Origin of the sequence: Enterobacter sp. Res13-Sevr-PEC09-46, from assembly GCF_015672585.1 — a bacterium.
GTDB classification, from domain to species: Bacteria; Pseudomonadota; Gammaproteobacteria; order Enterobacterales; family Enterobacteriaceae; genus Enterobacter; species Enterobacter hormaechei_C.
On sequence record NZ_JADABR010000021.1, the window covers coordinates 1 to 17,271 of the forward strand.

17 protein-coding genes are annotated in these 17,271 nt (G+C 53.9%); 8 read left to right on the plus strand and 9 right to left on the minus strand.

The genetic code is table 11. The annotated features are described in order from the left end of the window. From rseC to rpoE, 4 genes are all read right to left on the minus strand, one after another. Positions 1 to 318: SoxR-reducing system protein RseC (gene rseC / locus IMQ56_RS16755; RefSeq protein ID WP_064499046.1), on the minus strand; the 318-nt coding region annotated here is incomplete at its 3' end. Continuing rightward, complete coding sequence (gene rseB / locus IMQ56_RS16760; protein ID WP_003860717.1) at positions 315 to 1,268, minus strand: sigma-E factor regulatory protein RseB; 954 nt, start codon at positions 1,266 to 1,268, stop codon at positions 315 to 317. The genes rseC and rseB, both read right to left, overlap by 4 nt. Continuing rightward, positions 1,268 to 1,918 (minus strand): anti-sigma-E factor RseA, encoded by a 651-nt coding sequence (gene rseA / locus IMQ56_RS16765; RefSeq protein ID WP_015572138.1) that lies wholly within the window; start codon positions 1,916 to 1,918, stop codon positions 1,268 to 1,270. The genes rseB and rseA overlap by 1 nt, the downstream gene beginning before the upstream one ends. 31 nt (positions 1,919 to 1,949) lie before the next feature. Next, positions 1,950 to 2,525 (minus strand): RNA polymerase sigma factor RpoE, encoded by a 576-nt coding sequence (gene rpoE / locus IMQ56_RS16770; RefSeq protein WP_006176728.1) that lies wholly within the window; start codon positions 2,523 to 2,525, stop codon positions 1,950 to 1,952. 425 nt (positions 2,526 to 2,950) lie between these two features. Between rpoE and nadB the strand changes: the two genes are divergently transcribed. Beyond that, positions 2,951 to 4,570 (plus strand): L-aspartate oxidase, encoded by a 1,620-nt coding sequence (nadB, locus tag IMQ56_RS16775; protein ID WP_196064057.1) that lies wholly within the window; start codon positions 2,951 to 2,953, stop codon positions 4,568 to 4,570. On the opposite strand, the gene IMQ56_RS16780 is transcribed toward nadB, so the two are convergent. Beyond that, positions 4,555 to 5,292 carry a tRNA1(Val) (adenine(37)-N6)-methyltransferase gene (locus IMQ56_RS16780; RefSeq protein WP_032649123.1) on the minus strand — a complete coding sequence of 246 codons (738 nt, stop codon included), beginning with the start codon at positions 5,290 to 5,292 and terminating at the stop codon, positions 4,555 to 4,557. The genes nadB and IMQ56_RS16780 overlap by 16 nt on opposite strands. A 132-nt stretch (positions 5,293 to 5,424) precedes the next feature. On the opposite strand from IMQ56_RS16780, the gene srmB reads away from it, so the two are divergent. Continuing rightward, complete coding sequence (gene srmB, locus IMQ56_RS16785) at positions 5,425 to 6,753, plus strand: ATP-dependent RNA helicase SrmB (RefSeq protein WP_196064058.1); 1,329 nt, start codon at positions 5,425 to 5,427, stop codon at positions 6,751 to 6,753. A gap of 53 nt (positions 6,754 to 6,806) precedes the next feature. Here srmB and grcA read toward each other — a convergent pair whose 3' ends face one another. Further along, positions 6,807 to 7,190: an autonomous glycyl radical cofactor GrcA gene (gene grcA, locus IMQ56_RS16790; protein WP_003860727.1), complete on the minus strand. Its 384-nt coding sequence runs from the start codon at positions 7,188 to 7,190 to the stop codon at positions 6,807 to 6,809. Positions 7,191 to 7,505: 315 nt separating this feature from the next. On the opposite strand from grcA, the gene ung reads away from it, so the two are divergent. Further along, a complete protein-coding gene (gene ung, locus IMQ56_RS16795) occupies positions 7,506 to 8,195 on the plus strand; it encodes a uracil-DNA glycosylase (protein WP_196064059.1) in 690 nt (229 codons plus the stop codon). Between the two features lie 39 nt (positions 8,196 to 8,234). Here the strand turns inward: ung and IMQ56_RS16800 are convergent, their stop codons facing one another. Beyond that, positions 8,235 to 9,320, minus strand: a complete 1,086-nt coding sequence (locus tag IMQ56_RS16800; RefSeq protein WP_017383555.1) for a tRNA/rRNA methyltransferase — start codon at positions 9,318 to 9,320, stop codon at positions 8,235 to 8,237. Between the two features lie 204 nt (positions 9,321 to 9,524). Between IMQ56_RS16800 and trxC the strand changes: the two genes are divergently transcribed. From trxC to IMQ56_RS16825, 5 genes are all read left to right on the plus strand, one after another. Then, entirely contained in the window at positions 9,525 to 9,944 is a 420-nt protein-coding gene (gene trxC, locus IMQ56_RS16805) for a thioredoxin TrxC (protein ID WP_032649129.1), read from the plus strand. 70 nt (positions 9,945 to 10,014) lie between these two features. Beyond that, entirely contained in the window at positions 10,015 to 10,713 is a 699-nt protein-coding gene (gene tapT / locus IMQ56_RS16810; protein WP_015572132.1) for a tRNA-uridine aminocarboxypropyltransferase, read from the plus strand. 35 nt (positions 10,714 to 10,748) lie between these two features. Then, positions 10,749 to 13,412 carry a protein lysine acetyltransferase gene (gene pat / locus IMQ56_RS16815; protein WP_196064060.1) on the plus strand — a complete coding sequence of 888 codons (2,664 nt, stop codon included), beginning with the start codon at positions 10,749 to 10,751 and terminating at the stop codon, positions 13,410 to 13,412. Positions 13,413 to 13,521: 109 nt separating this feature from the next. After that, positions 13,522 to 14,877: a CDP-diacylglycerol--serine O-phosphatidyltransferase gene (gene pssA, locus IMQ56_RS16820; RefSeq protein WP_026094276.1), complete on the plus strand. Its 1,356-nt coding sequence runs from the start codon at positions 13,522 to 13,524 to the stop codon at positions 14,875 to 14,877. A 45-nt stretch (positions 14,878 to 14,922) separates the two neighbouring features. Further along, on the plus strand, positions 14,923 to 15,246 hold the full coding sequence (locus IMQ56_RS16825) for a YfiM family lipoprotein (RefSeq protein WP_003860739.1): 324 nt from the start codon (positions 14,923 to 14,925) through the stop codon (positions 15,244 to 15,246). On the opposite strand, the gene IMQ56_RS16830 is transcribed toward IMQ56_RS16825, so the two are convergent. Both IMQ56_RS16830 and IMQ56_RS16835 read right to left on the minus strand, forming a co-directional pair. Then, positions 15,243 to 16,550 (minus strand): MFS family transporter, encoded by a 1,308-nt coding sequence (locus IMQ56_RS16830; protein WP_017383558.1) that lies wholly within the window; start codon positions 16,548 to 16,550, stop codon positions 15,243 to 15,245. The genes IMQ56_RS16825 and IMQ56_RS16830 overlap by 4 nt on opposite strands. A 151-nt stretch (positions 16,551 to 16,701) precedes the next feature. Then, positions 16,702 to 17,154 (minus strand): DUF4385 domain-containing protein, encoded by a 453-nt coding sequence (locus IMQ56_RS16835; protein ID WP_032619240.1) that lies wholly within the window; start codon positions 17,152 to 17,154, stop codon positions 16,702 to 16,704. Positions 17,155 to 17,271 lie beyond the last annotated feature (117 nt).

The window sequence follows — 17,271 nt, forward strand, 5'->3', positions numbered from 1 at the left end:
GGCGGCCAAATCTGTGCCGAACAGCATCTGGAAAACCCCGCCCATCACGAACAGACCTGCCAGCGGAGAAAGGTAAACCAGCATGGCGGAAGTGAGCAGGCTACCTTCAGCGATGCCCAGCTCCACTTTTTGCCCTGCCACCAGCGGCTGATCGCTCGGCACAGCAATAGTGTGCGACGTTTGCGGCCCCAGCTTATTCAACACGCGGCTGCCGCAACCGGCTCGCGAAGCGCAGCTGCTGCATGATGCTTTAACGTCACAGCTGACAAGCGCTACGCCATCCTGCCAGGATACGACCGTGGCCCACTCTTTAATCATTGCGCAGCCCTGAATTTAATGCTGTCTGAAATACGTTTTGCCGTTGGCGGCGGTAATTCACCGACAATGGTAATTTCCGCATTATCGCGCACCGTCGTGCTGACCGTCCGGCGACCGGTACGGAGCATCTGTTCGGAACTGTTCGCCGTAGCGCGATTGATATTCACCGAGAAGCTAAACAGCCCATCGGAATAGAGTCGCGACTCAACCGGTGTTTCGATGGTTGGGAGCTGGCGACGGCTGCTGGAAACTTCGCTGAACCCTTGCGGGATCCAGGATGGTACCCAGTTAAAATTGACAGAATCGCCGGCAGGCACGGAAAGCAAAGGCGGCAGGCTGGCTTTGGCCAGATTCTGCATGCTGTTGCCAACCTGACTGTTCACATCGAAGGAGATCACGCGGAACTGCTCCAGCGTCTCACCGTCGCGATCGAGCAGATCAACGCGCATCGGCAGCTTCGTCTCTGCGTCAATCCAGACGATATAGCTGTAACGTGTCCCATCCCGCGCGACAACGCGGATCACTTCGCACAGCCTGTCGGCAATACGCGTTCGCCCCACCGAGATAAAATCATAGTAGGGGGCGAGACGTTTAAAATCGGTGTAAATGAGCGACGGCAGGGAGTCAACGATGTAGTCACCATTGAGCGTAAACGGCTCAAGGCCAGGCTCGAAATAGCTGATTTCATTCCCACGCTGGACCACTTCCCGACGCGGGCCATCCATCTGTAAAAGCTGGGCGAGCGGCTGGTTATCAAGGCGGGCGTGGCGATAGCGTAACGATTCGACACCCTGCTTATTGATGCTGATAAATGCCAACTCGTAATTGAGTGACTGGCTGGCCAGATTCATTTGCTGCAACAACGCCCCGGATGAAACATCAGCCGAGGCGTTAGCAGAGAAGAACAGGCTACCCGCCATCAAAGACATGGCGAACCAAAGTTGCTTCATTACTGCGATTGCGTTCCTAAAGTTTGGTTTCCTGGCACCTGCACAGCAGCCTGCTGGGTTTGGGCCTGCTCAAACTGAAGCTGCTCGGAGTGCAGACGACGCTGCAACTCGTAATCCTGCAACATCGCATTAATGCGACGGCGCTGCTCCTGTACCTGCTGTTGCTGTCCGCCGCTTGCGGAAGCATCTGCCGGTACGCCCAGGCTAACCGGGCTGGCTTTACCCATCATCGGCAGCGTATTGAACACTGGCGCTTCAGGCTGCTGATTGGCTTCAGACTGAGTATTATAGTGCTGGACCCCAACGATAACTGCAAGCGATACGCACGCAGCGACCCCCATTTGGGTGAGCTGGCTGGCCCATGGACGCACCTTGTGCCAGAACGGCATTTTCTGCCATTGGTGAGGTGCAGGCTGCGCTTCAGGAATCAGCGGCGTGGTCTGATGAACAGGTTCGTTCTCAATGGCCGCCATAACGCGTGCTGAGATATCGAAATGGAGAACCTCGCTGGTATCACCGCGCAGAGAGTCGCGGATAAGATGATAGCTCTCCCAGGTCTGTTGCATTTCGGGAGAATGAGACAACTCATCGAGCAGCTCATTATCCAGCGTTTCACCATCCATTAAAGCGGAAAGTTTTTCTTTCTGCATGCCTAATACCTTTTCCAGTATCCCGCTATCGTCAACGCCTGATAAGCGGTTGAACTTTATTATCAATGGCTTCTCGCGCACGGAAAATTCGTGAACGAACCGTGCCGACCGGACAATCCATGATGGCGGCTATCTCTTCATAGCTTAGGCCATCCAGCTCCCGTAACGTAATTGCCATGCGTAAATCTTCCGGGAGCGACTCGATCGTGCGAAAAACGATTTGTCTCAGTTCTTCTGACAACATTAAGTTCTCAGGGTTCGAAATTTCTTTCAGCGCGCCGCCACTTTCGAAGTTTTCTGCGTCGATAGCGTCAACGTCACTTGAAGGCGGACGACGGCCCTGAGCAACCAAATAATTCTTAGCCGTATTGACTGCAATACGATACAGCCAGGTATAAAAAGCACTATCCCCCCGGAATGAATCCAGCGCGCGATAGGCCTTAATAAAAGACTCTTGCACCACATCAGGAACATCGCCTGACGGTACATAGCGGGAAACCAGACTCGCTACCTTATGCTGGTAGCGCACCACCAGTAGGTTAAAAGCTTTCTGATCTCCCTTCTGGACCCGTTCAACCAGGACCTGGTCCGTTAACTGCTCGCTCATCCGAGGTAATGTCTCCCCAAACCAAATTCCACGCGTTATCGAAACGCCACTCTAACAACATTGCACTTTGAGCAAGCACCGAATTAGAGTGTCTGTTCTTCAATAAGTTCCGTAACGCCTTTGTTTTTGTTCATCGCGCCGCAGACCGTTCATTTTCTCTCATTATAAGTCTGTTCACGATACGCACCCGCTTTCTGACAAGAATCATCAACTTTATCGTCAGAAGAGTAACGCAACACAGGCTTTATTTCACCACAAAATCTGAAGCTAACGATCTGCTTCGCAAAATATTTCCGGCCATTTAGCGCAGATTTAACTTCTGGCCTTCCGTTTAGTCATTGCAACACACAACAAAAAAAACGTGCGATATCTCGCATCACAATGCTATTCTCCCCACACCATGTTTAGTAAATTAAACAAACATCATGAACACGACGCCTGAACTTCATTGTGATGTACTGATCATCGGCAGCGGTGCTGCCGGCCTATCCCTCGCACTGCGCCTGGCGGAACATCAGAACGTAATCGTGCTGAGTAAAGGGCCGATGAGCGAAGGTTCCACCTTCTATGCACAAGGCGGTATTGCCGCCGTGTTTGATGAAACGGATAGTATAGCCTCGCACGTAGAAGACACCCTGATTGCCGGCGCCGGGATCGTGGATGAGCATGCGGCAGAGTTTGTCGCCAGCAATGCCCGCCACTGCGTGCAATGGCTTATCGATCAGGGCGTGCTGTTTGATACGCATGTTCAGCCTAATGGTGAAGAGAGCTATCACCTGACCCGTGAAGGCGGGCACAGCCACTGCCGTATTCTGCACGCTGCTGATGCAACCGGAAAAGCGGTTGAAACCACGCTGGTCAGCAAAGCCCTCAGCCATCCTAATATTCGGGTGCTGGAGCGCAGCAACGCCGTCGACCTGATTATTTCCGATAAGATTGGCCTGCCCGGCACGCGCCGTGTTGTCGGCGCATGGGTGTGGAATCGGAATAAAGAGAAGGTGGAAACCTGCCAGGCAAAAGCCGTTGTGCTGGCGACCGGCGGCGCCTCCAAGGTTTACCAGTACACGACAAACCCGGATATCGCCTCCGGAGACGGTATCGCCATGGCCTGGCGCGCAGGCTGCCGCGTGGCGAATATGGAGTTTAATCAGTTCCATCCTACCGCCCTGTTCCACCCGCAGGCACGTAACTTCCTGTTAACTGAAGCGTTGCGCGGCGAAGGCGCGTATCTGAAGCGTCCGGACGGTTCCCGGTTTATGCCGGACTTCGACCCCCGAGGTGAACTTGCCCCGCGGGATATCGTGGCCCGCGCCATTGACCACGAGATGAAGCGGCTTGGCGTCGACTGTATGTATCTGGACATTAGCCATAAACCGGAAGACTTTATTCGCCAGCACTTCCCGATGATTTATGAAAAGCTGCTGAGTCTGGGTATTGATTTAACCCGCGATCCGGTGCCGATTGTACCTGCCGCACACTATACCTGTGGCGGGGTGATGGTTGACGATCATGGTCGTACCGACGTGGATGGTTTGTATGCGATCGGCGAGGTCAGCTACACCGGCCTGCATGGTGCGAATCGCATGGCCTCAAACTCGCTGCTGGAGTGTCTGGTGTATGGGTGGTCGGCTGCGGAAGATATTACCAAACGCATGCCCTATGCACGTCCGACAACACACTTGCCGGCATGGGATGAAAGTCGGGTAGAAAACCCGGACGAACTGGTGGTTATCCAGCATAACTGGCACGAGCTGCGGCTTTTCATGTGGGATTATGTCGGGATTGTACGCACAACGAAGCGTCTGGAACGCGCGTTACGCCGCATCATGATGTTGCAGCAGGAAATTGATGAATATTACGCCAACTTCCGCGTTTCTAATAATCTGCTGGAGCTGCGCAACCTTGTGCAGGTTGCCGAGCTGATTGTGCGCTGTGCGGTGATGCGCAAAGAGAGCCGTGGCCTGCATTATACGCTGGACTATCCCGAACCGCTTGAAATGTCCGGCCCGTCGGTGTTGACGCCGCAGGTTCACATAAACAGATAAAAGGCCTGGGTCAGGGCAGTGTAATCTTCGGAATAACGCTGGTCTGGCCCACGAATGACCATCCTGTCGATAAAGCATTCCCCCTCTTTCGGCGAGAGCGCCAGCAACACGCGGTGCGGTAAGCGTCCTTCCGTATCCGAAATATCGGTACGAAGACGCAGATTCCAGCCGATCCCCCGTGCGATCTCAATGAAGGTATTACCCGTGCTTTCAGGCAAGACCACGCAGAAAAATCCCTCTTCCGAGATAAGCTCCGCCGCACTGGTCAGTAGCGCCTTGTGATCGAGCGAGCCGGTGTAACGTGCCTGCTCGCGTTCTGGCGTTCCACATTCCACGCCTGGCGTGAAATACGGCGGATTGCTGACAATCAAATCGTAACGCGCGGTTTGCTCCGGCGCCCAGGTCAGGACATCGGCGCATTCTACCCTGATGCGATCTGCCCACGGAGAGTCGGCAGCGTTTTCACTTGCCTGCCGGGACGCCTGAGGATCAAGCTCAACGGCGTCGATCGTGACGTGTTCTTCCGTTCGCTGCGCCAGCATCAGCGCCTGAAGTCCGCTGCCCGTACCAATATCCAGAATGCGTTTTACACCTGCGACAGGCGCCCATGCACCCAGTAAAATACCGTCTGTGCCGACTTTCATCGCACAACGATCGTGCGCCACAAAAAACTGTTTAAACGTAAAACCATCGCGGCGCAACTGCGCTTTGAGTTGAGACATGTCAGGACAACCTTCTGAGTGAAACTGGAGTAGCATAGGGGAAAGCGAAGTGGTCGAAAAGCGATATCCATACAAACAGATGAAGATTACAGCCGTAACGTCTATAATCAGCGCCCCACACAGAGGTAGAACATGACTGTAACGACTTTTTCCGAACTTGAACTCGATGAAAGCCTGCTCAATGCCCTTGAGAGCAAAGGCTTTACACGCCCGACTGCCATTCAGGCCGCGGCCATTCCGCCTGCGCTTGAGGGCCGCGATGTGCTCGGTTCTGCGCCAACCGGCACGGGGAAGACAGCAGCCTACTTGCTGCCTGTGTTGCAGCATTTGCTCGACTTTCCGCGTAAAAAATCAGGCCCGCCGCGCATTTTGATCCTGACCCCGACCCGTGAACTGGCGATGCAGGTTGCCGAACACGCGCGTGAGCTGTCGGCGAACACCCATCTGGATATCGCGACCATCACCGGCGGCGTAGCGTATATGAACCACGCCGAAGTGTTCAGCGAAAACCAGGATATCGTTGTCGCGACGACGGGCCGTCTGCTGCAATACATAAAAGAAGAGAACTTCGACTGCCGCGCGGTGGAAACGCTGATTCTCGATGAAGCTGACCGCATGCTGGACATGGGCTTTGCCCAGGATATCGAACACATCGCGGGTGAAACGCGCTGGCGTAATCAGACAATGCTGTTCTCGGCAACCCTTGAAGGGGATGCCATTAAAGATTTCGCCGAACGTCTGCTGGAAGATCCGGTGGAAGTGTCCGCTACGCCATCGACCCGTGAGCGTAAGAAGATCCACCAGTGGTACTACCGCGCAGATAACCTTGAGCATAAGGTTGAGTTGTTGAAACACCTGCTGAAGCAGGAAGAGGCAACCCGTACCATCGTCTTCGTACGCAAACGTGAGCGCGTGCATGAGCTGGCAGAAATGCTGCGCAACGCCGGCATTAACAACTGCTATCTCGAAGGTGAAATGGCGCAGGTTAAGCGAACCGAAGGGATTAAGCGCCTGACCGATGGCCGCGTGAATGTGCTGGTTGCCACCGATGTTGCCGCGCGCGGGATCGACATCCCGGACGTGAGCCACGTAATCAACTTTGATATGCCGCGCAGCGGTGATACTTACCTGCACCGTATTGGTCGTACCGGCCGTGCGGGCCGCAAAGGTATTGCTATCTCTCTGGTAGAAGCGCACGACCATTTGCTGCTACAGAAAATTGGCCGCTACGTTGAGGAGCCGCTGAAAGCTCGCGTGATTGACGGGCTTCGTCCGACCACACGTGCGCCGAGTGAAAAAATGACGGGTAAACCGTCCAAGAAAGCGCTCGCGAAACGTGCTGAGAGAAAAGAGAAAGAAAAAGAGAAGCCGCGCGTTAAACAGCGCCACCGCGATACCAAAAATATTGGTAAGCGCCGTAAGCCAAGTTCTGCTGCGCCAGAGACAAAAACGGAAGAGTAAAAAAAAAGCCGGGATATTCCCGGCTTTTTTATTCCACCCCCGAAGCTGAAACCTTACAGGCTTTCAGTAAAGGTACGCGCGATAACGTCGCGCTGCTGTTCCGGGGTCAGAGAGTTGAAACGCACCGCATAGCCAGACACACGGATGGTCAGCTGCGGGTATTTTTCCGGATGCTCAACGGCATCCATCAGCGTTTCGCGACGCAGGACGTTAACGTTCAGGTGCTGACCGCCTTCCACGCGTACTTCTGGTTGCACTTGCATTGGAATTTCACGGTATTCAATTTCGCCCAGTTTGCTCACCGGAACGATTTCGTCTTCCGCAAAACCTGCTTTCGCTACTACACAGCGCGCTTCGTTTTTCTCGCTGTCCAGCAGCCAGAAAGAGTTCAGCAGATCGTCATTTGCAGCTTTAGTAATCTGGATACCTGTAATCATGTGTTGCCTCCCTTAGGCTACATTAACTGATGCTGGCCTTTTGCGGCCAATTGGTAAAACCATTGTTTGTTGTGTGTATATATAACATTCAGACACGGGTGATTTATTGATTTAAATCAACAAAACCACCAACCACACAAAGAGTGTGGTCTGTATTTTTTGTTTTAGATCAATTTTAAAGGTTTACCAATTCAACTTATCCTGCCTGGTTTTCAACGTAAATTGAGACACTTAGCCTGCTTTTCCGCGGGTAATTTTGCTCATTGGGGTTTAACAGGTAAGCTAGACACAGAATGAGATTCGCAGGAGAGCGAGATGACAACACCTTTAACCTGGCATGACGTGCTGGCAGAAGAGAAGCAGCAGCCCTATTTTATTAACACCCTCAGTACCGTTGCGGCTGAACGGCAGGCCGGCCAGACAATTTATCCGCCGCAGAAAGATGTGTTTAACGCCTTCCGCTACACCGAACTGAGTGAAGTAAAGGTGGTTATCCTGGGGCAGGATCCGTACCACGGCCCCGGGCAGGCTCACGGACTGGCATTTTCCGTGCGTCCGGGCGTGGCCATCCCCCCTTCTCTGCTAAATATGTATAAAGAGCTGGAAGGAACGATTCCGGGTTTTACCCGCCCTAATCACGGTTATCTGGAAAGCTGGGCGCGCCAGGGCGTGCTGTTGCTGAATACCGTATTAACCGTCCGGGCGGGTCAGGCACACTCCCACGCCAGTCTGGGATGGGAAACCTTTACCGATAAGGTTATCAGCCTGATCAATGAGCATCGTGAAGGCGTCGTGTTTTTACTCTGGGGTTCGCATGCCCAAAAGAAAGGGGCGATTATCGATCGTCAGCGTCATCACGTGCTGAAGGCACCGCACCCGTCGCCGCTGTCTGCGCATCGCGGTTTCTTTGGCAGTAATCATTTTGTTCTGACGAATGAGTGGCTGGAAAAGCGTGGCGAAAAGCCGATTGACTGGATGCCTGTGTTACCCGCAGAGAGCGAGTAGGGTTTGAATGTGCCGGGTCAGGCCCGGCACATAAAAGGCTTATGCCTTGTTCTGACGCCACCATTCCGCCAGCAGCACGCCGGTCGCAACGGATACGTTCAGGCTTTCAACGTTGCCTGTGCCGTCGATAGAGACGCTCAGGTCAGCGCTTGAGAGTGCCGCATCAGACAGACCATCACGCTCCTGACCTAACACCAGCACCATTTTGCGCGGCAGCGTCGCTTTAAACAGCGGCGTAGCGGCACGGCTTGAGGTGGTGACAATGGTGTAGCCTGCTTTACGGAATTGCTCCAGGGCTTCCAGCACGCTGTCGCCGGTGATCGGCTGAACATGCTCTGCACCGCCTTCCGCAGTACGAATCGCCGCACCGGATTCCAGCAGCGCGGCATCCTGCAACAGAACGCCTTTCACGCCAAAGTGCGCGCAGCTACGCATCATAGCGCCCAGGTTATGCGGGTTACCCACATCTTCCAGCGCCAGCACGCAGTCATCGGCATCCGCCTGGCTGACCCACTGCTGCACGGTAGTGCCGTTACGTTTTTTGATCAGGAAGCAGACGCCGCCGTGGTGTTCAGTCCCGGACGCTTTTGTCAGCTCGGCATCGTCAACCACGTGATAGGCTTTACGGTTCGCCGCCATCCAGCGCAGCGCTTCTTTGAAGCGCGGGGTCACGCTCTGAATAAACCATGCACGAACGATACACTCCGGGCGGCTCTGGAACAGGGCCTGACAGGCGTTCTCACCGTAGACACGGGTCTCTTCCGCACGCTGACGACGCAGCACTTCCGGATCGATAAAGCTTTTTCCGCTGATACCGCCGTGATCGGCTTTTTCGGTCGCCTCTTCACCGGGCGCGCGAGAAACGGTACGCCATGGCGATCCACCGTCACGGACAACATCATCGCGTTTGCGATCGTCACGCTTACGGTCATCACGTTTGCGGTCATCGCCGCGGTTATTTCTGTCATCGCGGGCGGGGCGGCGGCCACCGTCTGCACGAGAAGACGCCGGACGCCCGCCACCTTTTCCGGTACGCGGATTTTGGGTGCGTTTATCAGAGTCATCATCACTGCGGACATACATCACTTTGACCTTGCCGCTTTTGTTTTTCATTTCGTCGTTCATGCTTTTCTCCACCAGCGCTGCGCGAAGCGCGCAGATTACCCGATGTGCAAGCTCATAGCCATAATTTCGTACAAAAGCCTGTGACTATTGTTCCCATTGAATAAAACGCATTGTCGTTTCATACAAGCTCACTGATAATATGTAACATATCAGAAACATTATCGGCGTTCTGCCGTTGTTCCACGGCTCTATCAGAGGTTAGTTATGAATACCGTATGTGCCAACTGTCAGGCTGTAAACCGCATTCCGGACGACCGGATGGATGACGGTGCGAAATGCGGGCGTTGTGGCCACGAATTATTTGATGGCGATGTCATTAACGCGACGGGTGCTACGCTGGACAAACTCCTCAAGGACGATCTGCCTGTTGTGGTCGATTTCTGGGCACCGTGGTGCGGCCCCTGCCGTAACTTTGCGCCCATCTTCGAAGACGTGGCTGAAGAGCGCAGCGGGAAAATGCGTTTTGTCAAAGTGAATACCGAAGCGGAACGTGAACTCAGCGCCCGTTTTCGCATTCGCAGCATTCCAACCATTATGATTTTCAAAAATGGTGAAGTGATCGATATGCTCAATGGTGCAGTACCGAAAGCGCCTTTCGACAGCTGGTTAAACGAATCCCTGTAACATTCACGGGGCATACCTTGTGCCCCGTTCGCTCCTCTGCGAAAATGAGGTTTTTCCTGCCTTTTCGCCCATGACTGATAACGCTGTACTTCAATTACGCGCCGAGCGCCTTGCGCGCGCCACCCGCCCTTTTCTGGCCCGAGGCAATCGTATTCGCCGCTGCCAGCGCTGCCTTTTACCGCTGAAAGTGTGTCTGTGCGAAACGCTTGCACCGAGCGAGGCGAAAAGCCGCTTTTGTCTGGTCATGTTCGATACCGAACCGATGAAGCCCAGCAACACGGGGCGTTTGATCGCCGATATTCTGCCCAACACCGCAGCGTTTCAGTGGTCGCGCACTGAGCCACCTCAGGCTCTGCTCGACCTGGTGGCAAGCCCGGACTATCAGCCCATGGTCGTTTTCCCGGCATCATATGCAGGCGAACAACGTCAGGTGCTTACGGCGCCACCATCCGGTAAGCCGCCGCTGTTTATTATGCTCGACGGCACCTGGACCGAAGCGAGAAAGATGTTTCGCAAAAGCCCTTACCTTGATGCGCTGCCGGTGATTTCCGTCGATCTGTCGCGCGTTTCGGCCTATCGCTTGCGTGAAGCGCATGCCGACGGTCAATATTGCACCGCTGAAGTCGCTATTGCGCTACTGGATCTGGCGGGCGATACCCAGGCGGCCGGCGCGCTGGGCTCCCACTTCTCCTGCTTCCGTGAACGTTATCTTGCGGGAAAAACCGTTCATAAGGGTAGCGTCACAGCAACAGAGACAGAAAGCGTTTAAAATCATCAGGTCGCTTGCATTCACGGGAGGCCTGCATGAGCCAGAGAGGGTTAGAAGCGCTACTCCGTCCGAAATCCATTGCCGTTATTGGCGCCTCGATGAAACCGGACCGCGCAGGGTATCTGATGATGCGTAACCTGCTGGCTGGCGGGTTTAACGGCCCGGTCATGCCCGTTACGCCCGCTTATAAAGCGGTACAGGGGGTACTGGCGTGGCCGGATGTGCAGAGCCTGCCTTTCGTTCCCGACCTCGCCGTGCTCTGTACACATGCGAAACGAAACCTCGAACTGCTTGAGTCGCTCGGTCAGAAAGGCTGTAAAACCTGCATTATTCTTTCCTCGCCTCCTGAACAGCAGCCCGAACTGCTGGCCTGCGCCAGCCGCTACCAGATGCGCATTCTTGGTCCAAACAGCCTCGGTCTGCTTGCACCCTGGCAAGGGCTGAATGCCAGTTTTTCCCCGGTTCCGATCCGCAAAGGCAAACTGGCCTTTATTTCGCAGTCGGCTGCGGTATCCAATACCATCCTCGACTGGGCGCAGCAGCGTGAGATGGGTTTTTCCTACTTCATCGCTTTGGGCGACAGCCTGGACATTGACGTCGATGAGCTGCTGGATTTCCTGGCGCGTGACAGCAAAACCAGCGCTATCCTGCTCTATCTTGAACACCTGAGTGACGCCCGTCGTTTTGTGTCGGCGTCGCGTAGCGCATCGCGAAATAAACCGATACTGGTCATCAAAAGCGGGCGCAGCCCCGCGGCTCAGAGCCTGCTACATTCCCGTTCCGGGATGGATCCCGCATGGGATGCAGCGATCCAGCGCGCCGGTTTACTGCGGGTACAGGATACACACGAGCTTTTTTCCGCCGTTGAAACGTTAAGCCACATGCGCCCCCTGCGCGGTGAAAAACTGATGATTGTCAGCAACGGTGCCGCTCCCGCCGCCCTGGCGCTGGACGAGCTCTGGCTACGCAACGGCAAGCTGTCCACGCTGGGTGAAGAGACGCTTCAGCGCCTGCGGGACGCGTTACCGGGAAGCGTTGTTCCCGATAATCCCCTCGATTTGCGCGATGATGCCAGCAGCGATCGTTACATTAAGGCGATCACGATTTTGCTCGATAGCCAGGACTTTGATGCACTGATGATTATCCATTCGCCCAGCGCGGTTGCGCCAGGCAGCGAAAGTGCGCGTGCGCTGATTGAGGCAGTCCGAAACCATCCCCGCGGCAAATACGTTACACTGCTGACCAACTGGTGCGGCGAGTTCTCCTCGCAGGAGGCACGGCGTCTGTTTAGTGAAGCCGGGTTGCCAACCTACCGTACCCCGGAGGGCACCATTACCGCGTTTATGCATATGGTTGAATACCGCCGCAACCAGAAGCAGCTGCGTGAAACGCCTGCCCTGCCGGGCAATCTCACCGCAAATTCAGTGGATGTGCACAGGCTTTTGCAGCAGGCCATCGAAGAGGGCGCCACTTCTCTTGATACACATGAGGTACAACCCATTCTTGGCAGCTATGGGATGCAAACCCTGCCCACCTGGATTGCCGGCGACAGCGCTGAGGCGGTACATATCGCTGAGCAGATTGGTTATCCGGTCGCGCTGAAGCTGCGCTCTCCCGATATTCCGCACAAATCGGATGTGCAGGGCGTCATGCTGTATCTGCGCACCGCGACAGAAGTACAACAGGCCGCGGATGCCATTATCGATCGCGTAAAAATGACGTGGCCACAGGCCCGGATCCACGGCCTGCTGGTGCAGAGCATGGCCAACCGTGCAGGTGCGCAGGAGCTACGCGTGGTTGTCGAACACGATCCGGTTTTTGGTCCGCTCATTATGCTGGGTGAAGGCGGCGTTGAGTGGCGGCCAGAAGAACAGGCGGTTGTCGCGCTTCCTCCTCTAAACATGAACCTGGCGCGTTATTTGATTATTCAGGCCATCAAAAGCAAAAAAATCCGCGGGAGAAGCGCTCTGCGGCCGCTTGATATCGCTGGGTTAAGCCAGTTTCTGGTGAAGGTCTCCAACCTCATTGTTGACTGTGCGGAGATCCAGCGCCTGGATATCCACCCCCTTCTTGCCTCCGGAAATGAATTTACCGCGCTGGACGTGACGCTGGATATTGCGCCCTTTATCGGTGATCGGGAAAGCCGTCTCGCCATTCGTCCTTATCCTCTTCATCTGGAAGAGTGGGTGGAGATGAAAAATGGGGAACGGGCGCTGTTTCGCCCTATCCTGCCGGAAGACGAGCCGCTGCTGCGGGCGTTCATCTCGCAGGTGACGAAGGAAGATTTGTACTATCGCTATTTCAGCGAAATCAATGAATTTACCCACGATGATTTAGCCAATATGACCCAGATCGACTACGATCGAGAAATGGCGATTGTGGCGGTCCGCCGTTCCGGAGCGGGAGAGGAGATCCTCGGCGTGACGCGTGCCATTTCCGACCCGGATAACGTGGATGCGGAGTTTGCCGTACTGGTGCGTTCCGATCTTAAGGGTTTGGGGTTGGGCAGACGGCTGCTCGAAAAACTCATTGGTTATACGCGCGATCACGGATTGTCACGCCTGAATGGCATTACTATGCCAAACAATCGGGGTATGGTGACCCTGGCGCGGAAGCTCGGTTTTGACGTTGATATCCAGCTGGATGAAGGCATTGTCTCTCTGTCCCTCAGCCTGATTTCGACGGATAAACAAGAGTAAGCTGCTGGAAATGTTACCCACTTTTCGCGGCACTGGGGTATCATTGTCCGCTTATGTTGTTTGCCTGGTACAGACAACCCTTCAATGAACAGAGAAGAAACGCACTGTGATGTTGTCAAAATTTAAGCGTAATAAACATCAACAACACCTTGCTCAACTACCGAAGATTTCTCAGTCAGTTGATGATGTAGAGTTCTTTTATGCTCCCGCTCATTTCCGGGAGACGCTTCTTGAAAAGATTGCCAGCGCTACGCGACGTATTTGCATTGTGGCGCTCTATCTTGAACAAGATGAAGGTGGGCGTGCGATCCTGAACGCGCTCTATGAAGCGAAACGTCAGCGTCCGGAACTGGATGTTCGCGTGCTGGTTGACTGGCACCGTGCTCAGCGCGGCCGTATTGGTGCGGCTGCCTCGAATACCAATGCTGACTGGTATTGCCGCACGGCCCAGGAAAATCCGGGTATTGATATCCCGGTGTATGGCGTACCGGTGAATACCCGTGAAGCGCTTGGCGTTCTTCATTTTAAAGGATTTATCATTGATGACAGCGTCCTTTATAGCGGTGCCAGCCTGAATGATGTGTATCTCCATCAGCTCGATAAATACCGTTACGATCGCTACCATCTGATCCGCAATCCGCAGATGGCCGACATCATGTTCAACTGGGTTGATAAAAACCTGGTTCATGGCCGGGGTGTGCACCGTCTTGACGATCCTCATCGTCCGAAAAGCCCGGAAATCAAAAACGACGTTCGCTCCTTCCGCCAGGAACTGCGCGATGCGGTTTATCGTTTTCAGGGGGATGCCAGTAATGAAGAACTGTCCGTTACGCCTCTGGTAGGCCTGGGAAAATCCAGCCTGCTGAACAAGACCATCTTCCATTTGATGCCGTGCGCGGAGCATAAGCTCACCATCTGTACCCCGTACTTCAACCTTCCCGCCGTTCTGGTGCGTAATATCATTCAGCTGCTGCGTGATGGTAAAAAGGTGGAAATTATTGTCGGGGATAAAACGGCAAATGACTTTTTCATTCCGGAAGATCAGCCTTTCAAGATCATCGGCGCACTGCCTTATCTCTATGAGATTAACCTGCGCCGCTTCCTGAGCCGTTTACAGTACTATGTGAACACGGACCAGCTGGTTGTGCGTCTCTGGAAAGATGAAGACAACAGCTATCACCTCAAAGGAATGTGGGTGGATGATGAGTGGATGCTGCTGACCGGTAATAATCTCAACCCACGCGCCTGGCGTCTGGATCTGGAAAACGCCATCCTTATTCACGATCCTCAGCATGCGTTAGCCGCGAAACGCGATCGTGAGCTGGAGCTTATACGCACGCATACTACAGTGGTTCGTCATTATCGCGATCTGCAAAGCATCGCTGATTATCCGGTGAAAGTTCGCAAGCTGATTCGCCGTCTACGTCGGATCCGTATCGACCGCCTCATCAGCCGCATTCTGTAATACACGAGCCCTGTCATCGACGGGGCTTTTTTATGGAGTCTGTTAATGCGTACGCCTTTCCTGATAATCCCTCTTTTCCTGACCGGTTGCAGCCATATGGCTAATGATAACTGGTCGGGTCAGGATAAAGCTCAACACTTTCTGGCGTCTGCAATGTTGTCCGCTGCGGGTAATGAATATGCGCTGCACCAGGGTTATAGCCGGGATCGAAGTGCCACAATGGGACTGATGTTCTCCATCAGCCTGGGGGCATCAAAAGAACTTTGGGATAGCCGCCCCTCGGGAAGCGGCTGGAGCTGGAAAGATTTTGCCTGGGACGTAGCCGGGGCAACAACCGGCTACGCCGTCTGGCAGATGGCGCATTATTAAAGGCGGATCCCTTTTCCTTTACGATGCAGCATCAGGGAGACAATAAACGCCAGCGCCCCCATGATGGTGACATACCAGAAAAAGGTCGATTCACTGCCCCATGACTTAAGGGATAGCGCGACATACTCTGCCGAACCGCCGAACAGGGCGTTAGCGACCGCATAAGAGAGGCCTACGCCCAGCGCCCTCACCTGTGCGGGAAACATTTCCGCTTTCAAAATGCCACTGATTGCCGTGTAAAAACTAATAATAATAAGTGCCACCATAATCAAAGCGAAAGCGGCATACGGAGAGGTTGTATGCTGTAGCGCCGTCAAAAGCGGAACAGTCCCCAGGGTGAGCATGCCACCAAAGATCAGCATGGAGGTGCGGCGACCTATTTTGTCCGACAGCGCGCCAACAATCGGCTGGATGAGCATAAAGACCAGTAACGCCACCGTCATGACGACACTCGCAACGTTAGCATGCATGCCCGTGGTGTTGACCAGATATTTTTGCATATAGGTGGTGAAGGTATAGAAGCTTAGCGAGCCTGCGGCGGTAAAGCCTAATACCATCAAAAATGCTTTGCGGTTTCGCCACAGCCCTTTCATCGAACCGGCTTCTTTCAGCGCCCTGACTTCCTGCTGGGAGGTTTCATCAAGCTGACGGCGTAACCACAGCGCCACAACCGCCAGGGCGGCCCCCAGGGCAAACGGGATGCGCCAGCCCCAGGCGCGTAAATCTTCATCGCTAAGAATTTGTTGAAGGATCACCACAACCAGTAACGCCAGCAGCTGACCGCCAATGAGGGTTACATACTGGAATGATGCATAGAAACCTTTGCGCCCTTCAACAGCTACTTCGCTCATGTATGTCGCGCTGGTGCCGTATTCGCCACCCACTGACAGCCCCTGGAACAGGCGTGCCAGCAACAACAACGCCGGTGCCCATGTTCCGATAGTGTCATATCCGGGCAGGCAGGCAATCACCAGCGAGCCGACGCACATCATGCATACGGAGATGAGCATGGATGTCTTGCGCCCTTTCCTGTCCGCGATCCTGCCGAACAGCCATCCGCCAATGGGACGCATCAGGAACCCGGCGGCAAAAACGCCTGCGGTTTGCAGAAGCTGCGTTGTAGTGTTCCCTGACGGGAAGAAGATATGTGCAAAGTAGAGTGAACAAAATGAATAGACGTAAAAATCAAACCACTCTACAAGGTTCCCCGATGAAGCTCCAACGATTGCCCAAACCCGACGGCGAGTATCCTTGCCTGCTAAACTTGTGTTATCCGTATCTGCACTGGCTACGGTTTCTGTCATTTTAAAATCCCCTGTCTCACATTGCGGGCCATTGCCCACAAACAGTAAAACCGGATTTAAAACGAATCGTTAGGTAAATAAAATGTTTCCAATATGTTTCATTGCATTTTGTGAACTCGATCAGGTATCGAATTATTAGCGGACGTAGTAATTATCCCCACGCTTGCTGGTGAGCCTTTTTTCGCTGCAAATAATCTTCATCGGCACGAATTTTATCCCACCACGTTTTGAACACCGCAGCGGCTTCTGCTTTTACTGGATCGTGATCGAGGGGTTTGACCTGGCGCTTCTCATCATACTTTTTACCGCCTTTATGATTGGCGTATCGCCGGGCACGGGTGTATCCCATCTGTATGAATTTACGCGCCATATCCATGCCGACAAAATCGTTTTTCCTGCGGTATTCTTCAAAGAGGGCGTAGATCTCTTCTGCCGAACGCGCTGCGACTTCAGCATTTTTATAACGCCAGTGTGGAAGGATTTCGCTTTTATAAGGCTCGACCATCAATACGCCCTGCTCACCCCGGCCCACCTGATACCGTTCGGGATGTTCGCGAAAATTAATATTGGCAAAATCTTGTTGATAATCAAAGGGACGAGTCAAAGCGGCACCATTGTTAAAATTGTTTTGACAATTGTAGGCCGGATAAGTGGAAGCCGCCATCCGGCATGTTTTCCACGTACAAAGCAAAAAACCCCGCACCTTACGGTACGGGGTTCT

What these genes read in the sequence shown, in the direction of transcription:
- rseB (WP_003860717.1), bottom strand. Translation starts at nt 1,268, where the DNA reads ATGAAGCAACTTTGGTTCGCCATGTCTTTGATGGCGGGTAGCCTGTTC.
- rseA (WP_015572138.1), bottom strand. Translation starts at nt 1,918, where the DNA reads ATGCAGAAAGAAAAACTTTCCGCTTTAATGGATGGTGAAACGCTGGAT.
- rpoE (WP_006176728.1), bottom strand. Translation starts at nt 2,525, where the DNA reads ATGAGCGAGCAGTTAACGGACCAGGTCCTGGTTGAACGGGTCCAGAAG.
- nadB (WP_196064057.1), top strand. Translation starts at nt 2,951, where the DNA reads ATGAACACGACGCCTGAACTTCATTGTGATGTACTGATCATCGGCAGC.
- IMQ56_RS16780 (WP_032649123.1), bottom strand. Translation starts at nt 5,292, where the DNA reads ATGTCTCAACTCAAAGCGCAGTTGCGCCGCGATGGTTTTACGTTTAAA.
- srmB (WP_196064058.1), top strand. Translation starts at nt 5,425, where the DNA reads ATGACTGTAACGACTTTTTCCGAACTTGAACTCGATGAAAGCCTGCTC.
- grcA (WP_003860727.1), bottom strand. Translation starts at nt 7,190, where the DNA reads ATGATTACAGGTATCCAGATTACTAAAGCTGCAAATGACGATCTGCTG.
- ung (WP_196064059.1), top strand. Translation starts at nt 7,506, where the DNA reads ATGACAACACCTTTAACCTGGCATGACGTGCTGGCAGAAGAGAAGCAG.
- IMQ56_RS16800 (WP_017383555.1), bottom strand. Translation starts at nt 9,320, where the DNA reads ATGAACGACGAAATGAAAAACAAAAGCGGCAAGGTCAAAGTGATGTAT.
- trxC (WP_032649129.1), top strand. Translation starts at nt 9,525, where the DNA reads ATGAATACCGTATGTGCCAACTGTCAGGCTGTAAACCGCATTCCGGAC.
- tapT (WP_015572132.1), top strand. Translation starts at nt 10,015, where the DNA reads ATGACTGATAACGCTGTACTTCAATTACGCGCCGAGCGCCTTGCGCGC.
- pat (WP_196064060.1), top strand. Translation starts at nt 10,749, where the DNA reads ATGAGCCAGAGAGGGTTAGAAGCGCTACTCCGTCCGAAATCCATTGCC.
- pssA (WP_026094276.1), top strand. Translation starts at nt 13,522, where the DNA reads ATGTTGTCAAAATTTAAGCGTAATAAACATCAACAACACCTTGCTCAA.
- IMQ56_RS16825 (WP_003860739.1), top strand. Translation starts at nt 14,923, where the DNA reads ATGCGTACGCCTTTCCTGATAATCCCTCTTTTCCTGACCGGTTGCAGC.
- IMQ56_RS16830 (WP_017383558.1), bottom strand. Translation starts at nt 16,550, where the DNA reads ATGACAGAAACCGTAGCCAGTGCAGATACGGATAACACAAGTTTAGCA.